This is a genomic window from Pseudoduganella lurida, from assembly GCF_007830455.1.
Classification (GTDB): Bacteria; Pseudomonadota; Gammaproteobacteria; order Burkholderiales; family Burkholderiaceae_D; genus Rugamonas; species Rugamonas lurida.
Map to the genome: position 1 here is coordinate 1 of NZ_VLLB01000009.1, position 18,336 is coordinate 18,336.

Consider the following 18,336-nt stretch of genomic DNA (forward strand, 5'->3'; position numbering starts at 1 on the left):
GGTCGGACGCCGAGTTGGTGCTGTTCGAAGACTGCACGGCCAGTTCCCGGATACGTTGCAGGATGTCGCCGGAGGACGCCAGGGCGCCTTCGGCCGTCTGCGCCAGGGAAACACCATCGTTCGCGTTGCGGGTCGCCTGCGTCATGCCGCGGATCTGCGAGTTCATGCGGTCGGAAATCGCCAGGCCGGCGGCGTCGTCCTTCGCGCTGTTGATGCGCAGGCCGGACGACAGACGTTGCAGGGAGGTGGACAGTGCGCTCGCCGAGCCGGACAGGTTGCGTTGCGAGTTCAGGGAAGCGATGTTGGTGTTGATGACGGAGGCCATGGTATTACTCCAAAACGGTGCTGCTGTCTGGCGGTCTGCTCGGTCACTTTGGCCCGTCACGCTGTTCCGTGACGCTCAAGCCGCTGTTGTAATGGGTAACGGTGTCCACACGGAAAGCTTGAGGCGGTTTTTAGACGGAACTTTTTACTTGAAACCCTCAAGGATGGCCCCATGCCGGCGCTCTGGCGACAGGGATTCCGATTTCTTGAGCGAGAAATAAGGGGTTTTTTGCCCTCAATTCCAGGCTTAAAAAGCGTAAATAATTTACGGCTGAGCTCGTGTCCACCATGGGGTCTGACCCCGACATGGACACGAGCTCGGCAGTTAGGAACTGTTCAGCCCGTGTCACGGTGCCTGGCCCCATGTGACACGAGCTGGGCAGTTGGGAACAGTGCAGCCTGTCCAGCGGCCTGGGCAGTAGCCAGAAAAAAAAGCCCGGCGGTGCCGGGCTTGCGGGGAGGGGAGGACGACCTACTCGGCAATGACGACGCGGTTCTTGCCGGTCTTCTTGGCGGTATACATCGCATGGTCGGCGCGACGCACGAGCTCGGTCTGGTCCTCGCCCTGGCGGCGCAGCGCCACGCCGGCGGAGAACGTGATCAGCACCTTCTCGTTCTCGTGCATGAAGAAGTGGCGCGTCAGTTCGCGCTGCAGGCGCGTCATCGTGGCGACGGCTGCATCCACCGACGTTTCCGGCAGCATGATCAGGAATTCCTCGCCGCCGAAGCGGGCGATCACATCCATCGAACGCAGCGTTTCCTTGACGATCTTGACGAGGTGCTTCAGCGCGCCATCGCCGGCGATGTGGCCGTACGTATCGTTGAGCTTCTTGAAGTCGTCCAGGTCCAGCACGGCGATGCACAGCGGCGTGCCGCGCCGTTCGCTGCGGGCCGTTTCGCGTTCGAAGACATCGTCCAGGCCGCGGCGGTTCAGGCTGCCCGTCAGCTGGTCTTCGCGCACCAGTTCGCTCATGTGCTGCAGCTGGTTTTCCAGGGCCTTGATGCGCGCTTCGGCATCCTGCACTTCCTGGCGCGCGGTGACCATCGTGTCGCGCGCCTTCAGCGCCTCGCCCTGTACCACGCGGGTCTCGCGCAGCACTTCGTCGAGGATGTCGTTCAGCTCGGCGATATCATGCGCCTCGCTGATCTTGGCGGAAAAGCCGCCGATCTTTTCGTGGAAGTCGCCGGTGGTGGCGGCCACCTGGCCGAGACGGTCGATGAAGGTCATCATCATGTTCTTCACCGTCAGCTTCACGTCCGCCATGCTGTGCTTGAGCTGGCTCTGCTTGTAGATGACGTCCTTCAGGCTGCGCGTGGCTGCTTCCAGCGCGCGCGCGTCCAGCGGGCCTTCGATGAGCGCCTGCACGGCATCGACCTGGCCGCGCAGCCAGGAATCGTCGTCCAGCAGTTCGCTGACGTTTTCCAGCAGCAGGCGGAACAGCTGCAGCAGCAGCTCCTGCTGTTCGCCCGCGTCGCCGCTCTTCAGTTCGATCTGGTAGCACAGCTGCTTCAGGCGCACGGCGATCTCGTGCAGGTCCGCTTCCGAGTACGCTTCCTTGGTGGCGGCGCCCAGCGATTCGGCTTCCGTGGCCAGGTCCGGACGGCCGCTCAGCAGCGAGGCGACGGCCAGGGTCAGCGTCCGGCTCAGCAGGTCCCGCAGCACGCGCGTCTGTTCGCCTTCCGGCATCGGCGCCAGTTCGATGCCGCCCACCTTGCGGATCGGCCGCTCGGCCAGCTGCGACAGCGTGGTGGCATAGGCATCCCAGTCGCGCGCCTTGACGGCGCGGTGGAAGCGGCGGCCGAAGTCGGCCAGCTCGCCGGTCTGTTCCGCCATGCGCGTGGCGAAACGGCTCAGCACGTTTTCGGGACCGCTGTCCGGCAGCGCCACGGCCACCGGGGGGGCGGCGGGAATGCCGGCAATTTCGTTGTAGATGTCGCGATAGGCGTCCGGCGTCGGGGCGATGCGCCGCACCGCCAGGCGGCGGAACGCCTCGCGGGCGATATCTGCCGGATTCTGGGCGGGTGGACTGGGGGTTTTGCTGGACATCTGGCGCTCAGCCTTCACAAACGATTACCGATGGCGTGCATCTTAGGGCATGGTCCGGGCAAGCTAAGCGCGGATCAGCGGGGCTTAAATCCTTTACTTCACGGCAGCTGGCGTTGCCTGAATGAATACGCTATTTTCGATGCAAGCATCGCAGACAACAGTGGCGTTCAGTCGATCAGGCCATTGCGGATCGCATAGTGGGTCAGCTCGGCGCTGTTCTTCAGCTTCATCTTCACCAGCAGGCGCGCGCGGTACTCGCTCACCGTCTTCACCGACAGCGACAGTTCCTGGGCAATGGCGCCCACCGTCTTGCCGGAAGCGATCATCGTCAAGGTCTGGTACTCGCGGTCGGACAGCGTTTCGTGCAGCGCCACATCGTGGTCTTCGCCCACGTGGTTGGCCAGTTCCTGGGCCAGTGCCGCGCTGATGTATTTTAAACCACCAGCCACCTGCCGGATCGCGTTAACGAGTTCCTTCGGTGCGCTCTGTTTCGTCAGGTAGCCCGCTGCGCCGGCCTTGAGCGAGCGGATCGCATACTGGTCCTCGCGGTGCATCGACAGCATCAGCACGGCCAGCTCCGGCTTTTCCTTCTTGATCTGCTTGAGCACCTCGATGCCGCTGCGGTCGGGCATCGAGATATCCAGCAGCACCACGTGGCAGGCCGACTTGCGGAACAGCCGCAACGCATCGCTGCCGTTCTCCGCCTCGCCGGAGACGACGATGTCGCGCGTGTCGGCCAGGATCTGCTTCAGGCCTTCGCGCACGATCGCATGGTCGTCCGCGATGAAGACCTTGATGGCGGCTTTTTCACTCATGCTGCTTCCTATTTCCTGATTGCCACGGTGTTGCGCGATTGTAGACCCTTTGCCAGCGGCGACAGGCGCCGGATGCCGATCGCGACCACGGTGCCGCCCTCCGGCGCATCGCTCAGCGTCAGCGTGCCGCCCAGCGCCCGGGCCCGCTCGGCCATGCCGCGCAGCCCGAAGGAACCGGCCTTGTTGCGGTCGCTGGCGCGAATGCCGCGGCCGTTGTCCGTGACCTTCACGCTCACCTGGGTGCGGGTGCAGTGCAGGCGCACCGTCACGCGGCTGGCATTGGCATGCTTGGCGATGTTGGTGAGCGCCTCCTGGACGATGCGGAACAGCGCGGTGGCCTGGTCGGGATCGAGTTCGACGTCCTTCTCGTTGGACTGGAAGCTGCACGCCAGGCCCGCCTGCGCGGCGAATTCCTTGACCTGCCATTCCAGGGCCGCCACCAGGCCGAAGTCGAGGATCGACGGGCGCAGGTCCAGCGTGATGCGGTGTACGGCATCGATCGTGCGGTCGGCCAGTTCGTCGACATAGGCGGCTTTCTCGGCCAGCACCGCATCGCCTTCCGGCAGGCGCGCGGCCAGCATCGCCAGCGCCATCTTGATGGCCGTGAGGTTGCCGCCCAGGTCGTCGTGGATCTCGCGCGCCATGCGCGTGCGTTCCTGTTCCTTGACCTTCTCGATGTGGGCGGTGAGCTCGGCCAGGCGGGCGCGGCTGGCGCGCACTTCCAGCTGCTCCTGCTTGCTCTCCGTGATGTTCGTCATGATGCCTTCCCACTGCACCGCGCCGCCCGGCAGCACGTGCGGCGTGGCGCGCAGGTTGATCCACTTGACGTCCTTCCACGCCTCGATCCAGATGCGGCCTTCCCAGTTCCAGCTCCACAGCGTGGTGGCGGACGAGGCCATCGAATCGAGGTAGGACTGGCGGTCGTCCGGCAGCACGAGGGCGGCGAAGCGCTCCGGGTGCGTGGCCAGTTCCGCCGCGTGCAGCCCCAGCAGCGCCAGGCAGCCTTCGCTCAGGTACGGAAACGACACGCCGCCATCGGGCTCGCGGCGGAACTGGTAGACCAGGCCAGGCGTGTGCGAGACGATGGCATCGAAGCGTGCCTGCACGTCCTGCAGCGCGGCGGCGGGCGTTTCGTCCTCGGCGATGGCCAGCACGCAGGCGCGGCCCTCGTGCCCGACGTGGGCCAGGCGCAGCGCGACGGGACAGGGCATGCCGTCCGCGTCCACCAGTACGGCACTGACGATGGCGCCGGTGGCCAGTGCGGCATCGAACTGCTCGCGCGGCAGGGCGGGAGCGAGCTCGGTGAAGGCGGCGTCGGGAGCGAAGGGAACGAGACGGCGCGCGGCCGGGTTGGCATCGCGGATGCGCAGCGTGTCCGCATCGAGCACATACAGCGCGGAACGGCTGGCTTGCCAGACCGCGTCGTGGCAGGAGGGGGCAAGGCTCATAAATGTGTACAATCGTTCCGCATTGGCAGGATGATACTAGATGCACCAGGGCCCATGAACAAAGCATTCGTGAAAGAAACCGAGCAGGACGATGATGACGACGTCCTGCTGGCGCCGGCGATCCCGCCCGGCGCGAAGAACTACCTGACGCCAGCGGGCTACGCGCGCATCAAGGACGAGCTGCTGCAGCTGATCGACGTCGACCGTCCGGAAGTGGTGAGGGTGGTGCACTGGGCCGCCTCGAACGGCGACCGCTCGGAGAATGGCGACTATATCTACGGCAAGCGCCGCCTGCGCGAAATCGACCGGCGCATCCGCTTCCTGACCAAGCGCCTCGACCTGGCCGAGGTGGTGGACCCCAGCGTCCACCACGGCAGCGACCAGGTGTTCTTCGGCGCCACCGTCACCTATGCCAACGAGCAGGGCGAGGAAAACACCATCACCATCGTCGGCATCGACGAATTCGATCCGCTGAAGGGCAAGGTAAGCTGGATCTCCCCGATCGCCCGCACCATGACGAAGGCCCGTGAGGGCGATGTCGTCACGCTGCATACGCCGAATGGGGCCGAGGAGCTGGAGATACTGTCTGTCAGCTATCCCGCGGCGCAGTAAGTTGCTCGAAAAATGGGGACAGACCCCATTTTTTGAGCAAAATTTTGACATCGGATGTTGATAAGTCACCGGGTGTCACGCGAAGTACGCAGTCATTATTTGCTCCCCGACTACCTGAGGAGCACTTATGCCACGACGCGCGCGGCTGGTTTCCGAGCAAGTTCCCCTGCATATCATCCAACGCGGTAACAACCGACAGGTGTGTTTTCTTCGAAATGAAGATTACGTCGCCTATCTGGGATGGCTAAATGAATACGCGCGGAGCAACGGTGCCACGATCCACGCTTATGTACTGATGAGTAACCATGTGCATTTATTGGCGTCCTTTTCGGACCTGGGCGGACCGGCCTCGCTGATGAAGGGGGTAAGCCAGCAATACAGTCAATACTTCAACTGGTGGTATGAACGCAGTGGGACAGTGTGGGAAGGACGCTATCGCTCGTCACTGGTTGCAGAAGATACCTATTTCCTCATATGCCAGCGCTACATCGAGTTGAATCCGGTGAGGGCAGGGATGGTCAGCTCCCCCCATGAATATCGGTGGTCCAGTCATCGAGGGAACGCAGGCTATGGTGTCGACTCGCTTCTAACGCCGCATCCACTGTATTGCAACTTGGGACACCCGGATTGCGAGAGGCAGTTACGCTATAGAGAGCTATTCTCAGAAGAGCTTTCCCCGGCCAGCTTTGAGATGATTCGAGAGGCTATTCGATCCAACCGTCCTATCGGTTCGCTTTCCGGCAGGAGAGGCAGGCCCAGGAAACGAACTGGCACAGAATAGAAATATTGCTCGAAAAATGGGGTCTGTCCCCATTTTCCAAGCAACTAGCCCCGCTCGCGGGCCACCCGATTGACGCCGGTGACCTTCCGCACATTGCGCAGCAGGCCGGCCATGTGCACGCGGTCCTTCACCTGGATGGTGAAGCGCAGCTGGTGGAGGATGTGGTCGCTGTCTTCGTCCATGCCGACGAAGGTGATGTTGCCGTCCGATTCGCCGATTTCGGCGGCCACGCGGGCGAGGATGCCTTTTTCGTTGTTGATCAGCAGGCGGATGCGGCTGTCGAAGCGGCGGTTCAGTTCCGAGCCCCACTTGACGGCGATCCAGCGGTCCGGTTCCTTCTGCCGCTGGCGGCCCGCCACGCTGCAGTCCAGCGTGTGCACCTGCAGGCCCTGGTCGCGGCGCAGCTGGCCGATGATCTGGTCGCCGGGGATCGGCAGGCAACAGGGCGCCAGCTGCACGGATACGCCTTCGCTGCCGTAGATCGTCACGGGATCCAGGTCCGCCGCCGAGTTGTGGTCGATCGGCACCGAGGCCGATTCGCCGCCCATCAGTCCGAAGATGTGCCGCGCGACGAGGGCGGCCATGCGCTTGCCGATGCCGATGTCCGCATGCAGCTCGTCCATCGACTTGGCCGACGATTCGTTCAGCAGCCGTTCCACCAGGCCTTCCGGCAGGTCCGGCGAGATGCTGATGGCGGCCAGCGCCTGCTGCAGCAGCTGCTTGCCCAGGCCGATCGACTCGGGCAGGTTGATGGTGCGCAGGTGGTGGCGGATCGCCGAGCGCGCCTTGCCGGTGCGGACGAAACTCAGCCAGCTCGGGCTCGGCCGCGAATCCGGATCCGTCACCACTTCCACGATGTCGCCATTGCGCAGTTCGGCGCGCAGCGGGGCCGGCTCGCCGTTGATCGTGACGGACACCGTGTGGTCGCCGATGCCCGTGTGGATGGCATACGCGAAATCGATCGGCGTGGCGCCGCGCGGCATGGCGATGATCTTCGACTTCGGCGTGAACACGTACACGGAATCGGGGAACAGGTCGACCTTCACGTGTTCCAGGAATTCCGCCGAATCGCCGGTCTGCTGCTGGATGTCGAGCAGCGACTGCAGCCACGCATGGGTGCGCTGCTGCATGTCCGTCATGTTCGCGTCGCTGTTCTTGTACAGCCAGTGCGCCGCCACGCCCGATTCGGCGGTGCGGTGCATTTCCTGCGTGCGGATCTGGAATTCGACGGGCGTGCCGTACGGGCCAATCAGCGTGGTGTGCAGCGACTGGTAGCCGTTCAGCTTGCGGATGGCAATATAGTCCTTGAACTTGCCGGGCATCGGCTTGTACAGCGAATGCAGCGTGCCCAGCGCCACGTAGCAGTTCGAGAAATTGTCGACAACGACGCGGAAGCCGTACACATCCAGCACCTGCGAGAAGGTGAGGTGCTTCGAGCGCATCTTCTTGTAGATGCCGTACAGCGTCTTTTCGCGGCCATAAACCTCGGCGCTGATGCCGGCCATCGTCAGCGTGTTCTTCACCGAGTCGAGGATCTTGCCCACGACTTCACGGCGGTTGCCGCGCGCCGCCTTGACGGCCTTGGCCAGCACGTTGTAGCGCAGCGGATGCAGGTGCGAGAACGCCAGGTCCTGCAGCTCGCGGTAGATATTGTTCAGGCCGAGACGGTGCGCGATCGGCACGTACACTTCCATCGTCTCCTTGGCGATGCGCTGCTTCTTGGACGGCAGCATCACGTCCAGCGTGCGCATATTGTGCAGGCGGTCGGCCAGCTTGATCAGGATGACGCGCACGTCCGACGCCATCGCCAGCAGCATCTTGCGGAAGTTCTCCGCCTGCGCCTCGATCTGGCTCTGGAACTCGATCTTCTCCAGCTTCGACAGGCCATCGACGAGATCGGCCACGGACGGGCCGAAGCGCTCGATCAGCTCTTCCTTCTTGACGTCCTGGTCTTCCATCACGTCGTGCAGCAGCGCCGCCATCAGCGCCGTCGGATCGAGCTTCCAGTCGGCGCAGATCTCGGCCACCGCGATCGGGTGCGAGATGTACGGCTCGCCGGACTTGCGCACCTGGCCCAGGTGCATCTCGTCGGAAAAGCGGTACGCTTCCTTGACCTTCTTCAGCTCGGCCTCCGTCATGTACTCGGCGAGCTTCTCGGTCAGGTGGCTGATGGTGGCCACGCCCGCGGGAATCAGCGGTGCGGCGAGGGGAGAGGTGGAGATGACGGGCGGTTGCGGGGCTTCCGCGTCCGGCCGTGACTTGGCCGAACGCCGGCCCCGCGAGGCGGGACGTTCAGTGAGGCTGGAACTGGGATCGGCAGGATTCAGGTTCATGGATGTTCGCAGTGTCGACTGGGAGAACCTGTGGCGGTACCGTGGAACGCAGGTTCCAAAATTACATTGGGACCTTTTTCAGCATTTCCAGGCCGACTTTACCGGCAGCGATTTCACGCAGTGCCAGCACGGTGGGCTTGTCCTTGGCTTCCACCTTTGGCGTGTGGCCTTGCAGCAGCTGGCGGGCGCGGTAGGTTGCAGCCAGCGTCAGCTGGAAACGGTTCGGCACATTCTGCAGGCAGTCTTCGATGGTAATACGGGCCATGGTGTTCACTCCAAAAGTTCAATACGGGACAGCGGTGGAATTGTTTTGACTGGTACGCCGGCTGGTTTGATTGTCAGCCTTAATCGGCGTGCTCGGCATGGATGCCCAGCTGGGCAAACAGCGACGCATTGCGTGCTGCCTGCTGCGAGAATCGGCACCGGGCCGATCGGACGATCGCACTCAGCTCCTGCAAGGCGACCGGAAACTCTTCATTGATAATAACATACTCGAACTCGGGCGCGTGGGCGATTTCGCCGCCCGCGGCCAGCAGCCGGCGCGTGATCACGTGCGGCTCGTCCTGGCCGCGCTTGTGCAGCCGTTCTTCCAGCGCGGCGATCGAGGGCGGCAGGATGAAGATGCCGGCCGCCTGCGGGAACTGCTTCTTCACCTGGCGGGCACCCTGCCAGTCGATTTCCAGCAGGATGTCGGTGCCGGCCCGCATCTGCTCGGCCACGAACAGGCGCGACGTGCCGTAGTAATTGCCGTGCACCTCGGCCCATTCGAGGAACTCGCCCGTTGCCACGCGCGCCTGGAAATCCTCGGCCGTCGTGAAGAAGTATTCGCGGCCGTGCTCTTCGCCCGGGCGGGGCGGGCGGGTCGTCGTGGAGATCGACAGGCGGATCGCCGGCTCCTGCGCCAGCAGCGCGTTGACGAGCGTGGACTTGCCCGCGCCCGACGGCGCCGCCACCATGAACAGGCTGCCGGAGAAGTGTTGGTTCATATGCAATCTCGAATGGGGACCGAAGGCCCAAAGGCGTATTTTACCAAGAGCAACCGGGTTTGCGCGAGGGGCGTGCACACTCGCGGTGCACGCCGCTATGGGTCATTCCAGGTTCTGCACCTGTTCGCGCATCTGCTCGATCAGGAGCTTCAGCTCCATCGACGCATCGGCCAGTTCCTTCACGGAAGCCTTGGCGCCCAGCGTGTTCGCTTCGCGGTTCAGTTCCTGCATCATGAAGTCCAGCCGTTTGCCGACCTGGCCGCCCTTCTTCATGATGTGGCGTGTTTCCGTCAGGTGGGCGGACAGGCGGCCCAGCTCCTCGGCCACGTCGATGCGGATGCCGTACAGGATCACTTCCTGGCGGATGCGTTCCATCGCGTCCTGGCGCGACAGCGCCGCGTTCGAGCCCTGCGAGGCCAGGCCCAGCGCTTCCTGCATGCGCTCTACCGCCTTGTGCTGGAAGCCCGCCACCACCTGCGGGATCAGCGGCGTGATGCGCTTGACGATCGCTTCCATTGCCTCGATGCGCGAGACCAGCATGGCTTCCAGCGCCGCGCCTTCGCGCTGGCGGCTCGACACGAACGCGGCCACTGTCTTCGCCATCAGCGCGGCCACGTCCGCCTGCAGCGATTCCTGGCCGATCTGGGCTTCCTCGACGACGCCCGGCCAGCGCAGCAGCTCGGCCACGGTCATGGCGGCGGCGGACGGGAAGTGCGCGCCGACTTCGGCCTGCAGCCGCGCCAGCTCGCCCAGCAGCGGCAGGTTCAGCGCCTGGGTGCCGGCGGCGGCAGCCTTCCGGCCGAAACTGAGGCGCACCTCGACCTTGCCGCGCGTGATGGCGGCCATGATGGCGGCGCGCAGATCCGGTTCGAGCGCGCGCAGGTCGTCGTTGATGCGAAACTGGAGGTCGAGAAAACGGGAATTGACGCTCTTGATTTCAATGGTCAGCGTGCCGGCCGCGCTTTCGCTGGTGGCAACCGCATACCCCGTCATGCTGGAAATGCTCAATGGATCTCCCCGATTTTATCTTTACAATCACTGGTTTTGTCCACACAATCCGGTAGTTGGGCCAGGGAAATTAAGGCGACGAACCGATGTCTGCGCAAAAATATGGCTGCTCAAAATAACGCCCCGCTGCCGGATGGGCTGGAATTGGCTGGATACCGCATTGTAAAGAAAATTGCGTCCGGCGGGTTCAGTATCGTCTATCTTGCCTATGACGGCGAAGGCAATGCGGTGGCCATCAAGGAGTATCTGCCGAGCGCCCTGGCATTGCGCCAGGAAGGCGAACTGGCGCCCGTCGTCAGCAAGGCGAATCTGCCCGTGTTCCGCATCGGCCTGAAGTGCTTTTTCGAGGAGGGCCGGGCACTGGCGCGCATCGCCCATCCGAATGTGGTGCGGGTGCTCAATTTCTTCCGCGCCAATGACACCGTGTATATGGTGATGGCCTATGAATCGGGCCACACTTTGCAGGACCATATCTCGCGGCACCGCGCCAAAGGCGGCCGGATCGGCGAAAGTTTTATCCGGCAGATATTCACCCAGATCCTGCGCGGATTGCGCGAGGTGCATGCCAACCAGTTGCTGCATCTCGATTTAAAACCCGCCAATATCTATTTGCGCACCGACGGCACGCCGCTGCTGCTCGATTTCGGCGCGGCGCGCCAGACCATCAATACCGGTGCCCTGACCCTGGCGCCGATGTACACGCCAGGCTTCGCCGCACCGGAACTGACGGTGAAGACCGATCCGCTGGGACCCTGGACGGACGTGTACGGCATCGGCGCGGCCATGTTCGCCTGCATGGCCGGGGCGCCGCCGCAGCCGGCCGACCAGCGCCGCCAGGCCGACACGATGGCGGAGCACTACACGCGCCTGGAGGCGCACTACGCGCCAGCGCTGGTGGGGCTGGTGCGCCATGCGCTGGCCGTCGACCCGCTGGCGCGGCCGCAAAGCCTGTTCGAGCTGCAGAAGGCCCTGCAGGCACTGCCGCCGATCGTCCCGCCAGCCGTGACGCAGGCGGCGTCGCCCGGCGTGCTGCGCCGGCTGGTGCAGCGGTTCGGCTTCGGTGCGTCGTCCGCGCCGGCTGGTGAAACCCGCAACACCCGGCAGGGCTAGGACGCAGCATGCAATTTTCCGTCTACCAGGAAAGCCATATCGGCGCGCGCAAGGTCAACCAGGACCGCATGGGCTACAGCTACACGCGCGATGCGCTGCTGCTGGTGCTGGCCGATGGCATGGGCGGCCACCTGCGCGGCGAAGTGGCGGCCAGCATCGCGCTGCAGACCATCTCGTCGCTGTTCCAGCAGCAGGCCAACCCGTACGTGAAAGGGCCGGAGCGCTTCCTCGAAGAGGCCTGTCACGCAGCGCACGCGGAGATCCACCGCTACGCCGTGGCGCACGCCATGCCGGAAGCGCCGCGCACCACGATCGTCGCCTGCGTCATCCAGCACAACACGGCCACCTGGGCCCATTGCGGCGACTCGCGGTTGTACTGGCTGCGCGGCGGGCGCATCGTGGCGCGCACGCGCGACCACTCGCACGTGGAGCACCTGATCGAGCGGGGCAAGGTGCCGCCCGAGGCGCGCCTCACCCATCCGGACCGCAACAAGCTGTACAACTGCCTGGGCGCGACGGCCGCGCCGAAGGTGGAACTGTCGGGCCGCGCCAGCCTGCAGCCCGGCGACGTGATGCTATTATGCTCGGACGGCCTGTGGGCCACGCTGCCGGAAGCGTCGCTCGTCGCCACGCTGTGCGGCGGCACGGTTGCCGAGGCGCTGCCGGTCCTGCTGCGCGATGCCTTGCGGCTGGGTGGCGCCACGAGCGACAACGTCACCGGCCTGGCCATCGGCTGGCAGGGCGGCGACGCGGCCGACGCTGCACCCACTGCCGCCGGCTCCACCGTGATCTGCACCGAAACGCTGGCCGGCGACCTGCACAGCAGCACGATCGCGCCCGGCGATCCGTTCGACGAAGCGGAAATCGAGAAGGCCATCGCGGAGATCCGCGGCGCCATCGAACGCTCGTCCCAATTACTGAAATGAACCCCATCGAGAAAGCTGCAATGACCAATCCCTCCGCCATCCTCGCGCGCCCCAGCGGCCGCGCCGTCGACCAGCTGCGCACCGTGCGCCTGACCCGCGACTACACCAAGCATGCCGAAGGTTCCGTGCTGATCGAATGCGGCGACACGAAGGTGATCTGCACCGCCAGCATCGAAGAGAAAGTCCCGGGCTTCCTGAAGGGCAAGGGGCAGGGCTGGCTGACGGCCGAATACGGCATGCTGCCCCGCTCGACGCACACGCGCATGGACCGCGAGGCCGCCCGGGGCAAGCAGAGCGGCCGCACGCAGGAAATCCAGCGCCTGATCGGCCGCTCGCTGCGCGCCGCCTTCGACCTGCAGGCGTTCGGCGAACGCACGCTGCACCTGGACTGCGACGTGATCCAGGCCGATGGCGGCACGCGCACCGCGTCGATCACGGGCGCCATGGTCGCGGCCTACGATGCCTTCGCCAAGCTGGTGGCCAAGGGCGCGATCCCCGCCGTGCCGGTGCAGCACTTCGTGGCCGCGATCTCGGTCGGCGTGTTCGAGGGCACGCCGGTGCTGGACCTGGACTACGCGGAAGACTCGAACTGCGACACGGACATGAACGTGATCATGACGGAGGCGGGCGCCTTCGTCGAAGTGCAGGGCACGGCCGAAGGCGCCGCATTCGACCGCGCCACGATGAACCGCCTGCTGGACCTGGCCGAGGCGGGCATCGCCGACCTGGTCAGGCTGCAGAAGCAGACCCTCGGCCTCGCGCAGTAAAATAGTTTCCCGGAAAATGGGGACAGACCCCATTTTCCAAGAAATGTTTCCAAATAAATGGGGTCTGTCCCCATTTTTCAGCAGACTCAATGACCCAGAAACTGATCCTTGCCTCGAACAACGCGGGCAAACTGCAGGAATTCAACGCGCTGCTGGCCACTGTCGGCTTCGACGTGCATGCCCAGGGCGAGTTCGGCGTGCCGGAGGCCGACGAGCCGTTCCACACTTTCGTCGAGAACGCGCTGGCCAAGGCCCGTCATGCGGCGCGGCTGACCGGCCTGCCGGCGCTGGCGGACGATTCCGGCGTGTGCGTCAACGCGCTCGGCGGCGCGCCGGGCGTCTACTCGGCCCGCTATGCGAGCATGGCCGGCGGCGAACCGAAATCCGATGCGCGCAACAGCGCAAAGCTGATCGCCGACCTGGCGCAGCACGAAGACAAGTCCGCGTATTACTACTGCGTGCTGGTGTTCGTGCGCCATGCGGACGATCCGCAGCCCGTCATCGCCGATGGTTCCTGGCACGGCGTGATCCAGGCCGAGGCGCGCGGCGCCGGCGGCTTCGGCTACGATCCGCATTTCTACATTCCCGCGCTGGGCCGCACCACCGCCGAGCTGGCGGCGGACGAGAAGAACCGCCTGTCGCACCGCGGCCAGGCGCTGCGCGCGCTGGTCGACAAGCTGCGGGTGCAAGGCTGACATGATTCCCATCAAACCGGTCGGGGCAAGGGGAAGCGGCAACCTCGGCCCGGCCCGCACCATCGACACCGCCGCCGGCGTGGCCGCGCAATACCTGCAGCCGGGCGCGCTGAACCTGACGGCACTGCCGCCGCTGGCGCTGTACGTGCATTGGCCATGGTGCGTGCGCAAGTGCCCGTACTGCGACTTCAATTCGCACGAAGCGCAGGGCGAACTGCCGGAAAAACAGTACCTGGACGCGCTGCGCGCCGACCTGGAAATGGCACTGCCGCTGATCTGGGGCCGCCGCATCCACACGGTGTTCATCGGCGGCGGCACGCCCAGCCTGATGTCCGCCGCGGGGCTGGACCGGCTGATGGCCGACCTGCGCGCGCTGCTGCCGCTGGACGGCGCGGCCGAGATCACGATGGAGGCCAATCCCGGCACCTTCGAGGCGGAAAAATTCCGCAGCTACCGGGCCAGCGGCATCAACCGGCTGTCGATCGGCATCCAGAGCTTCAATTCGCAGCATCTGAAGGCGCTGGGCCGCATCCACGACGATGGCGAAGCGCGCCGCGCCGTCGAGATCGCGCACGCGAACTTCGACAATTTCAACCTGGACCTGATGTACGCGCTGCCGTCGCAGACGCTGGACGAAGCGCGCCAGGACCTGCGGACGGCGCTGTCGTACCAGCCGCCGCACCTGTCGCTGTACCATCTGACGATGGAACCGAACACGGTGTTCGCCAAGTATCCGCCGGCCCTGCCGGACGACGACGAAAGCGCGGACATGCAGGACCTGGTGGCGGACATGACGGCCGCCGCGGGCTACGGCCACTACGAGGTATCGGCCTATGCGCGGCCCGGCCACCGGGGGCGCCACAACCTGAACTACTGGCAGTTCGGCGACTACCTCGGCATCGGCGCCGGCGCCCATTCGAAGCTGTCATTCCCGCACCGGGTGCTGCGGCAGGCCCGCTACAAGCAGCCGAAGTCGTACATGGAAGGGGTGGCGCGCGGCACGCCGGTGCAGGAAGAGACGGAGATCGGGCGCGACGAGATGGGCTTCGAGTTCATGCTCAACGCCTTGCGGCTGCAGGACGGCTTCGCGCCGAACCTGTTCGCCGAACGTACCGGCCTGGCGCTCAACACGATCGAGAAGGAACTGAACGTCGCGGAAGAAAAGGGACTGATCTTCCGCGACCACACGGTGATCAGGCCGACCGAACTCGGTCACCGCTTCCTGAACGACCTGCAGCAGATTTTCCTGCGCGGCTAGGCAGGGCCAGCACGTTGCCGTGACGGGCTGCCGGCGCGGCGCTGCCCGTCTCCAGCTTGAAGGCGGACGCCGCCAGGGCCAGCCCGGCCACCTGTTCGCGCAGGGCGGTGGCGGCCTGCGCCGCATCGTCCACCAGCGCCGCGTTCTGCTGCGTCACCTGGTCGATCTGCACGATCGCCTCGTTCACCTGGTCGATGCCGGCCGTCTGCTCGCGGCCCGCGCTGGTGATCTCGGCGATGATGTCCGTCACGCGGTGCACGCTGCTCACCACGTCGGCCATCGTCTCGCCGGCCTTGCGCACCAGCTGCGTGCCCTGGTCCACCTGGTCCACCGAATTGCCGATTAGCTCCTTGATCTCGCGCGCCGCACCGGCCGAGCGCTGCGCCAGGTTGCGCACCTCGGAGGCGACGACGGCGAAGCCGCGGCCCTGTTCGCCGGCCCGCGCCGCTTCCACGGCCGCATTCAGCGCCAGGATATTGGTCTGGAAGGCGATGCCGTCGATGGTGGCGATGATGTCGACGATCTTGCGCGACGACGCATCGATCGAGCCCATCGTGGTGACGACCTGGCCGACGATGTCGCCGCCGCGGGCCGCCACTTCGGACGCCGCCTGTGCCAGCTGGTTGGCCTGCTGCGCGTTGTCGGCATTCTGGCGCACGGTGGACGTGAGTTCTTCCATCGTCGACGCGGTTTCCTCCAGCGAGCCGGCCTGCTGCTCGGTGCGGGCCGACAGGTCCAGGTTGCCGGCGGCGATGCGCTCGGCATCCTGCTCGATCGCCGCGGTACCGGTCTGCACCTGGCTGACCATCGTGCGCAGCGAGTCGTTCATGCCCTTCAGGGAGCGCATCAGGTCGCCGATCTCGTCGCTGGTCGTGTCCTTGTCGAAGTGGTGCGTCAGGTCGCCCGCGGCCACGGTATTGGCCACGCCCAGCGCGTCGTGCAGCGGCTTGGTGATGCTGCGCGAGATGGCCCAGGCCAGCAGGCCGCCGGTGGCCACCAGCAGTGCGGACAGCAGCAGCATCAGGCCGTTGGCGCGGCTGTTCGCATCGGCGATGGCATGGGCGCTGGCGTCGATCTCGCTGCGCTGCAGTTGCAGCAGGTCGTTCATCTTGGCCTGGTAGGCGGCGGCGGCCGGCGCGAACACCTCGCGGTACAGGCGTTCGCCGCCTTCCGCGTCGCCCGCCTTCTTGGCGTTCATGACCTTTTCCTTGCCGGCCTGGTAGACCGCGCGCAGCGACTTGGTCTGGTCCAGCATGGCCCGTTCGGCATCCGTGTCGACCAGCCCTTCGAACTGCTTGACGGAGGCGGTGGCGCGCTTGGAGCTGTCGGCGATCACGTCGGCAAACACGGTGGAGAGCTGGGTGTCCGAGCTGCGCGCGATCAGCTGGGTGCGCGCGATGGCCGAATAGGTCATCACGTTCCAGTCCGAGACCAGGCGTTCCTTCGCCAGCGGCCGGTCCATCATGCGGCGGGTCGCCTCGGCCGCCTCGCGGGCATGCCACAGGGCCGCTGCCGTGCCGGCCACGCCGAGCAGCAGCACGACGGCAAAGCCGGCGGCCAGGCGGGTGGTGATGCGCAAGCTGGATAAAAACTTCATCGTGTTCTCCGTAATGTAGTCACCGCGACGCACACTTGACGGCATCCCGGCGGTAGTGAATTTGCGCAATCAGTATGCGGCGAGGCATGCAAAACGACGGAGAACTTTTTGGATGATAGTGATTATTGGTCAAAAATACGGGCGAACGGTTGCGTATTGGCAACGAAATCTTGGCTTGGTTGTATCAGCTTATCGTTCCCGCCACACCCGTCACGGCAGGGATGGCGCAACCACGTTCAGGTCCGGCCGCTCGACCCAGCGGGCCAGTGCTTCCGCCATCCTTTCGCTCTCGCCGATGGCGAACATCCAGTCGCGGATGCGCGCCGCATGGTCCTGGCCGTAGTGGGGAAAATCGTTCCGGTCCGGCAGCTTGGCGTTCGGCAGGCGGGCGATGAACGACGCCGACGGCGCGACGAGGACCAGGTTTTCCAGCATCGGATCGTGCGTGCCCGCACCGGCGCGCCGCCAGGGCAGCGACTTGTCCAGCCAGCCGGGCACGATGCGGTCGGTGAAGTGCGGATACAGCACCAGGCCTGGATCGCGCCAGTAGGGCAGGTGCAGGTGGTAGTCGACCAGGCCGCCGTCCCAGTAGGCGCCGGGCGGTGCGCCGGCGATGTCGTGCACGGCCTGCAGCACGAGCGGGATCGAGCCGGAGGCCAGCAGCGCGTCGCGCAGGTTGTCCGCGCCCAGCGCGACGAAGCGGGCCGGCAGCGCATCGAAGCGCTCGCGCAGCCAGCCGCTGTCATCCCGGGCGTCGTGGAACAGCACGCGTTCCAGCGCGCCGGCCAGCCGCGCCCGCGACACGGCATTGCCGGCGGCCGCCGCCAGGAAGCCGGCCAGCTCGCGCCAGCGCACGCCGCCCGCCTTCGCCAGCGGTCCGGTGCCGCGCGCCGTGATGGCCGTGACGCGGTGGCCGGGATGCGCCAGTACCTCGTGCGCATGACCGCCCAGCACCTCGTCGAGCAGGCCGCGCACGGTATTGCTCACGTAAGCGGCGCTGGGCTTGTCCGGATAGGTCTGGTGCGCGTAATGCCAGGCCAGGCGCTGGTGGCCGGCTACCGGATCGGCCATTGCCGACACGGCCATGCGCCAGGCGCCGATCGAAGCGCCGATCAGGCGGCGCTCGCGCGGCGCGCCGGGCAGCCACGCGCCGAACAGCCACTGGTCGATGCCGTTCAGGATCAGGCCTTTCGGCCCGCCCGCCGCGGCGGGAAGGATGGCGATGTCGGCGGCGCTCAGGCCCTCTCTGGCGATGTGGGCGCGGGCGCGCGCGCCGAGGTGGATGGTGATCGGGGAGTCCATGCCGGATTGTACGGGGACGGTGCCCGGTGCGGGGGACGGCTGCGCCAGGCGGCCAGCTTGTCGGCTGGCCCCGACGTCCAATTCGAAACAGCGCGCGCAGCTGGCGTCGGCGATGATCTTGCAGCCTGCGCCCGGCCCGATCTGCTGCCGGAGCCGAATTGGAAGGTGAATGAGAAGGTGAATGAGAAGGTGAGTTCGAAGCTGAAGGCGAAGCCGAAGCTGAAGCCAAAGCCGAAGCTGAAGCCAAAGCCGAAGCCGAAGCCGAATCCGAAGCCGAAGCCGAAGCTGAAGCCGAAGCTGAATCCGGAGCTAATCCGAAGCTGAATC

18 protein-coding genes are annotated in these 18,336 nt (G+C 65.4%); 8 read left to right on the forward strand and 10 right to left on the reverse strand.

The features are described 5' to 3' along the window. The 4 genes from IP91_RS20935 to IP91_RS20950 form a co-directional block, all read right to left on the reverse strand. Positions 1–325, reverse strand: a 325-nt coding sequence (locus IP91_RS20935; RefSeq protein ID WP_443094141.1) for a flagellin N-terminal helical domain-containing protein, incomplete at its 3' end; no start/stop codon positions are given. A 471-nt stretch (positions 326–796) separates the two neighbouring features. Then, positions 797–2,371 carry a GGDEF domain-containing protein gene (locus IP91_RS20940; RefSeq protein WP_145651610.1) on the reverse strand — a complete coding sequence of 525 codons (1,575 nt, stop codon included), beginning with the start codon at positions 2,369–2,371 and terminating at the stop codon, positions 797–799. A 167-nt stretch (positions 2,372–2,538) separates the two neighbouring features. Further along, positions 2,539–3,186, reverse strand: coding sequence for a response regulator (locus tag IP91_RS20945; RefSeq protein ID WP_145651612.1), 648 nt, complete (start codon positions 3,184–3,186; stop codon positions 2,539–2,541). Between the two features lie 8 nt (positions 3,187–3,194). Continuing rightward, the gene (locus IP91_RS20950; protein ID WP_145651614.1) at positions 3,195–4,634 is read right to left on the reverse strand and encodes a sensor histidine kinase; all 1,440 of its coding nucleotides are present in this window, start codon (positions 4,632–4,634) and stop codon (positions 3,195–3,197) included. 54 nt (positions 4,635–4,688) lie between these two features. On the opposite strand from IP91_RS20950, the gene greB reads away from it, so the two are divergent. Then, positions 4,689–5,246, forward strand: coding sequence for a transcription elongation factor GreB (greB, locus tag IP91_RS20955; RefSeq protein ID WP_145651616.1), 558 nt, complete (start codon positions 4,689–4,691; stop codon positions 5,244–5,246). Positions 5,247–5,373: 127 nt separating this feature from the next. After that, positions 5,374–6,027 carry a transposase gene (locus IP91_RS20960; RefSeq protein ID WP_229474778.1) on the forward strand — a complete coding sequence of 218 codons (654 nt, stop codon included), beginning with the start codon at positions 5,374–5,376 and terminating at the stop codon, positions 6,025–6,027. Between the two features lie 44 nt (positions 6,028–6,071). Here the strand turns inward: IP91_RS20960 and IP91_RS20965 are convergent, their stop codons facing one another. The 4 genes from IP91_RS20965 to IP91_RS20980 all read right to left on the reverse strand — a co-directional run bounded on the left by IP91_RS20965 (position 6,072) and on the right by IP91_RS20980 (position 10,339). Then, positions 6,072–8,360, reverse strand: a complete 2,289-nt coding sequence (locus tag IP91_RS20965) for a RelA/SpoT family protein (RefSeq protein WP_145651618.1) — start codon at positions 8,358–8,360, stop codon at positions 6,072–6,074. Between the two features lie 61 nt (positions 8,361–8,421). Next, complete coding sequence (gene rpoZ, locus IP91_RS20970) at positions 8,422–8,625, reverse strand: DNA-directed RNA polymerase subunit omega (protein WP_107143459.1); 204 nt, start codon at positions 8,623–8,625, stop codon at positions 8,422–8,424. A gap of 79 nt (positions 8,626–8,704) precedes the next feature. Continuing rightward, complete coding sequence (gene gmk / locus IP91_RS20975; RefSeq protein ID WP_145651620.1) at positions 8,705–9,346, reverse strand: guanylate kinase; 642 nt, start codon at positions 9,344–9,346, stop codon at positions 8,705–8,707. Positions 9,347–9,448: 102 nt separating this feature from the next. Next, positions 9,449–10,339 carry a YicC/YloC family endoribonuclease gene (locus IP91_RS20980; RefSeq protein ID WP_145651908.1) on the reverse strand — a complete coding sequence of 297 codons (891 nt, stop codon included), beginning with the start codon at positions 10,337–10,339 and terminating at the stop codon, positions 9,449–9,451. 117 nt (positions 10,340–10,456) lie between these two features. Between IP91_RS20980 and IP91_RS20985 the strand changes: the two genes are divergently transcribed. The 5 genes from IP91_RS20985 (at position 10,457) to hemW (ending at position 15,110) form a co-directional block, all read left to right on the forward strand. Then, entirely contained in the window at positions 10,457–11,464 is a 1,008-nt protein-coding gene (locus tag IP91_RS20985) for a serine/threonine-protein kinase (RefSeq protein ID WP_145651622.1), read from the forward strand. An 8-nt stretch (positions 11,465–11,472) separates the two neighbouring features. Next, positions 11,473–12,390, forward strand: coding sequence for a PP2C family protein-serine/threonine phosphatase (locus IP91_RS20990; protein ID WP_145651624.1), 918 nt, complete (start codon positions 11,473–11,475; stop codon positions 12,388–12,390). Between the two features lie 20 nt (positions 12,391–12,410). Continuing rightward, positions 12,411–13,157, forward strand: a complete 747-nt coding sequence (rph, locus tag IP91_RS20995; RefSeq protein WP_145651626.1) for a ribonuclease PH — start codon at positions 12,411–12,413, stop codon at positions 13,155–13,157. A gap of 89 nt (positions 13,158–13,246) precedes the next feature. Further along, positions 13,247–13,852, forward strand: a complete 606-nt coding sequence (gene rdgB / locus IP91_RS21000) for an RdgB/HAM1 family non-canonical purine NTP pyrophosphatase (RefSeq protein ID WP_145651628.1) — start codon at positions 13,247–13,249, stop codon at positions 13,850–13,852. Between the two features lies 1 nt (position 13,853). After that, positions 13,854–15,110 (forward strand): radical SAM family heme chaperone HemW, encoded by a 1,257-nt coding sequence (hemW, locus tag IP91_RS21005; RefSeq protein WP_145651630.1) that lies wholly within the window; start codon positions 13,854–13,856, stop codon positions 15,108–15,110. Here hemW and IP91_RS21010 read toward each other — a convergent pair. Continuing rightward, positions 15,046–16,707 (reverse strand): methyl-accepting chemotaxis protein, encoded by a 1,662-nt coding sequence (locus IP91_RS21010; protein WP_145651632.1) that lies wholly within the window; start codon positions 16,705–16,707, stop codon positions 15,046–15,048. The genes hemW and IP91_RS21010 overlap by 65 nt on opposite strands. 210 nt (positions 16,708–16,917) lie before the next feature. Then, positions 16,918–18,009, reverse strand: coding sequence for a patatin-like phospholipase family protein (locus IP91_RS21015; RefSeq protein ID WP_145651634.1), 1,092 nt, complete (start codon positions 18,007–18,009; stop codon positions 16,918–16,920). A 57-nt stretch (positions 18,010–18,066) separates the two neighbouring features. Here IP91_RS21015 and IP91_RS21020 point away from each other — a divergent pair, with 57 nt between their 5' ends. After that, positions 18,067–18,333 (forward strand): hypothetical protein, encoded by a 267-nt coding sequence (locus IP91_RS21020; RefSeq protein ID WP_145651636.1) that lies wholly within the window; start codon positions 18,067–18,069, stop codon positions 18,331–18,333. Positions 18,334–18,336 lie beyond the last annotated feature (3 nt).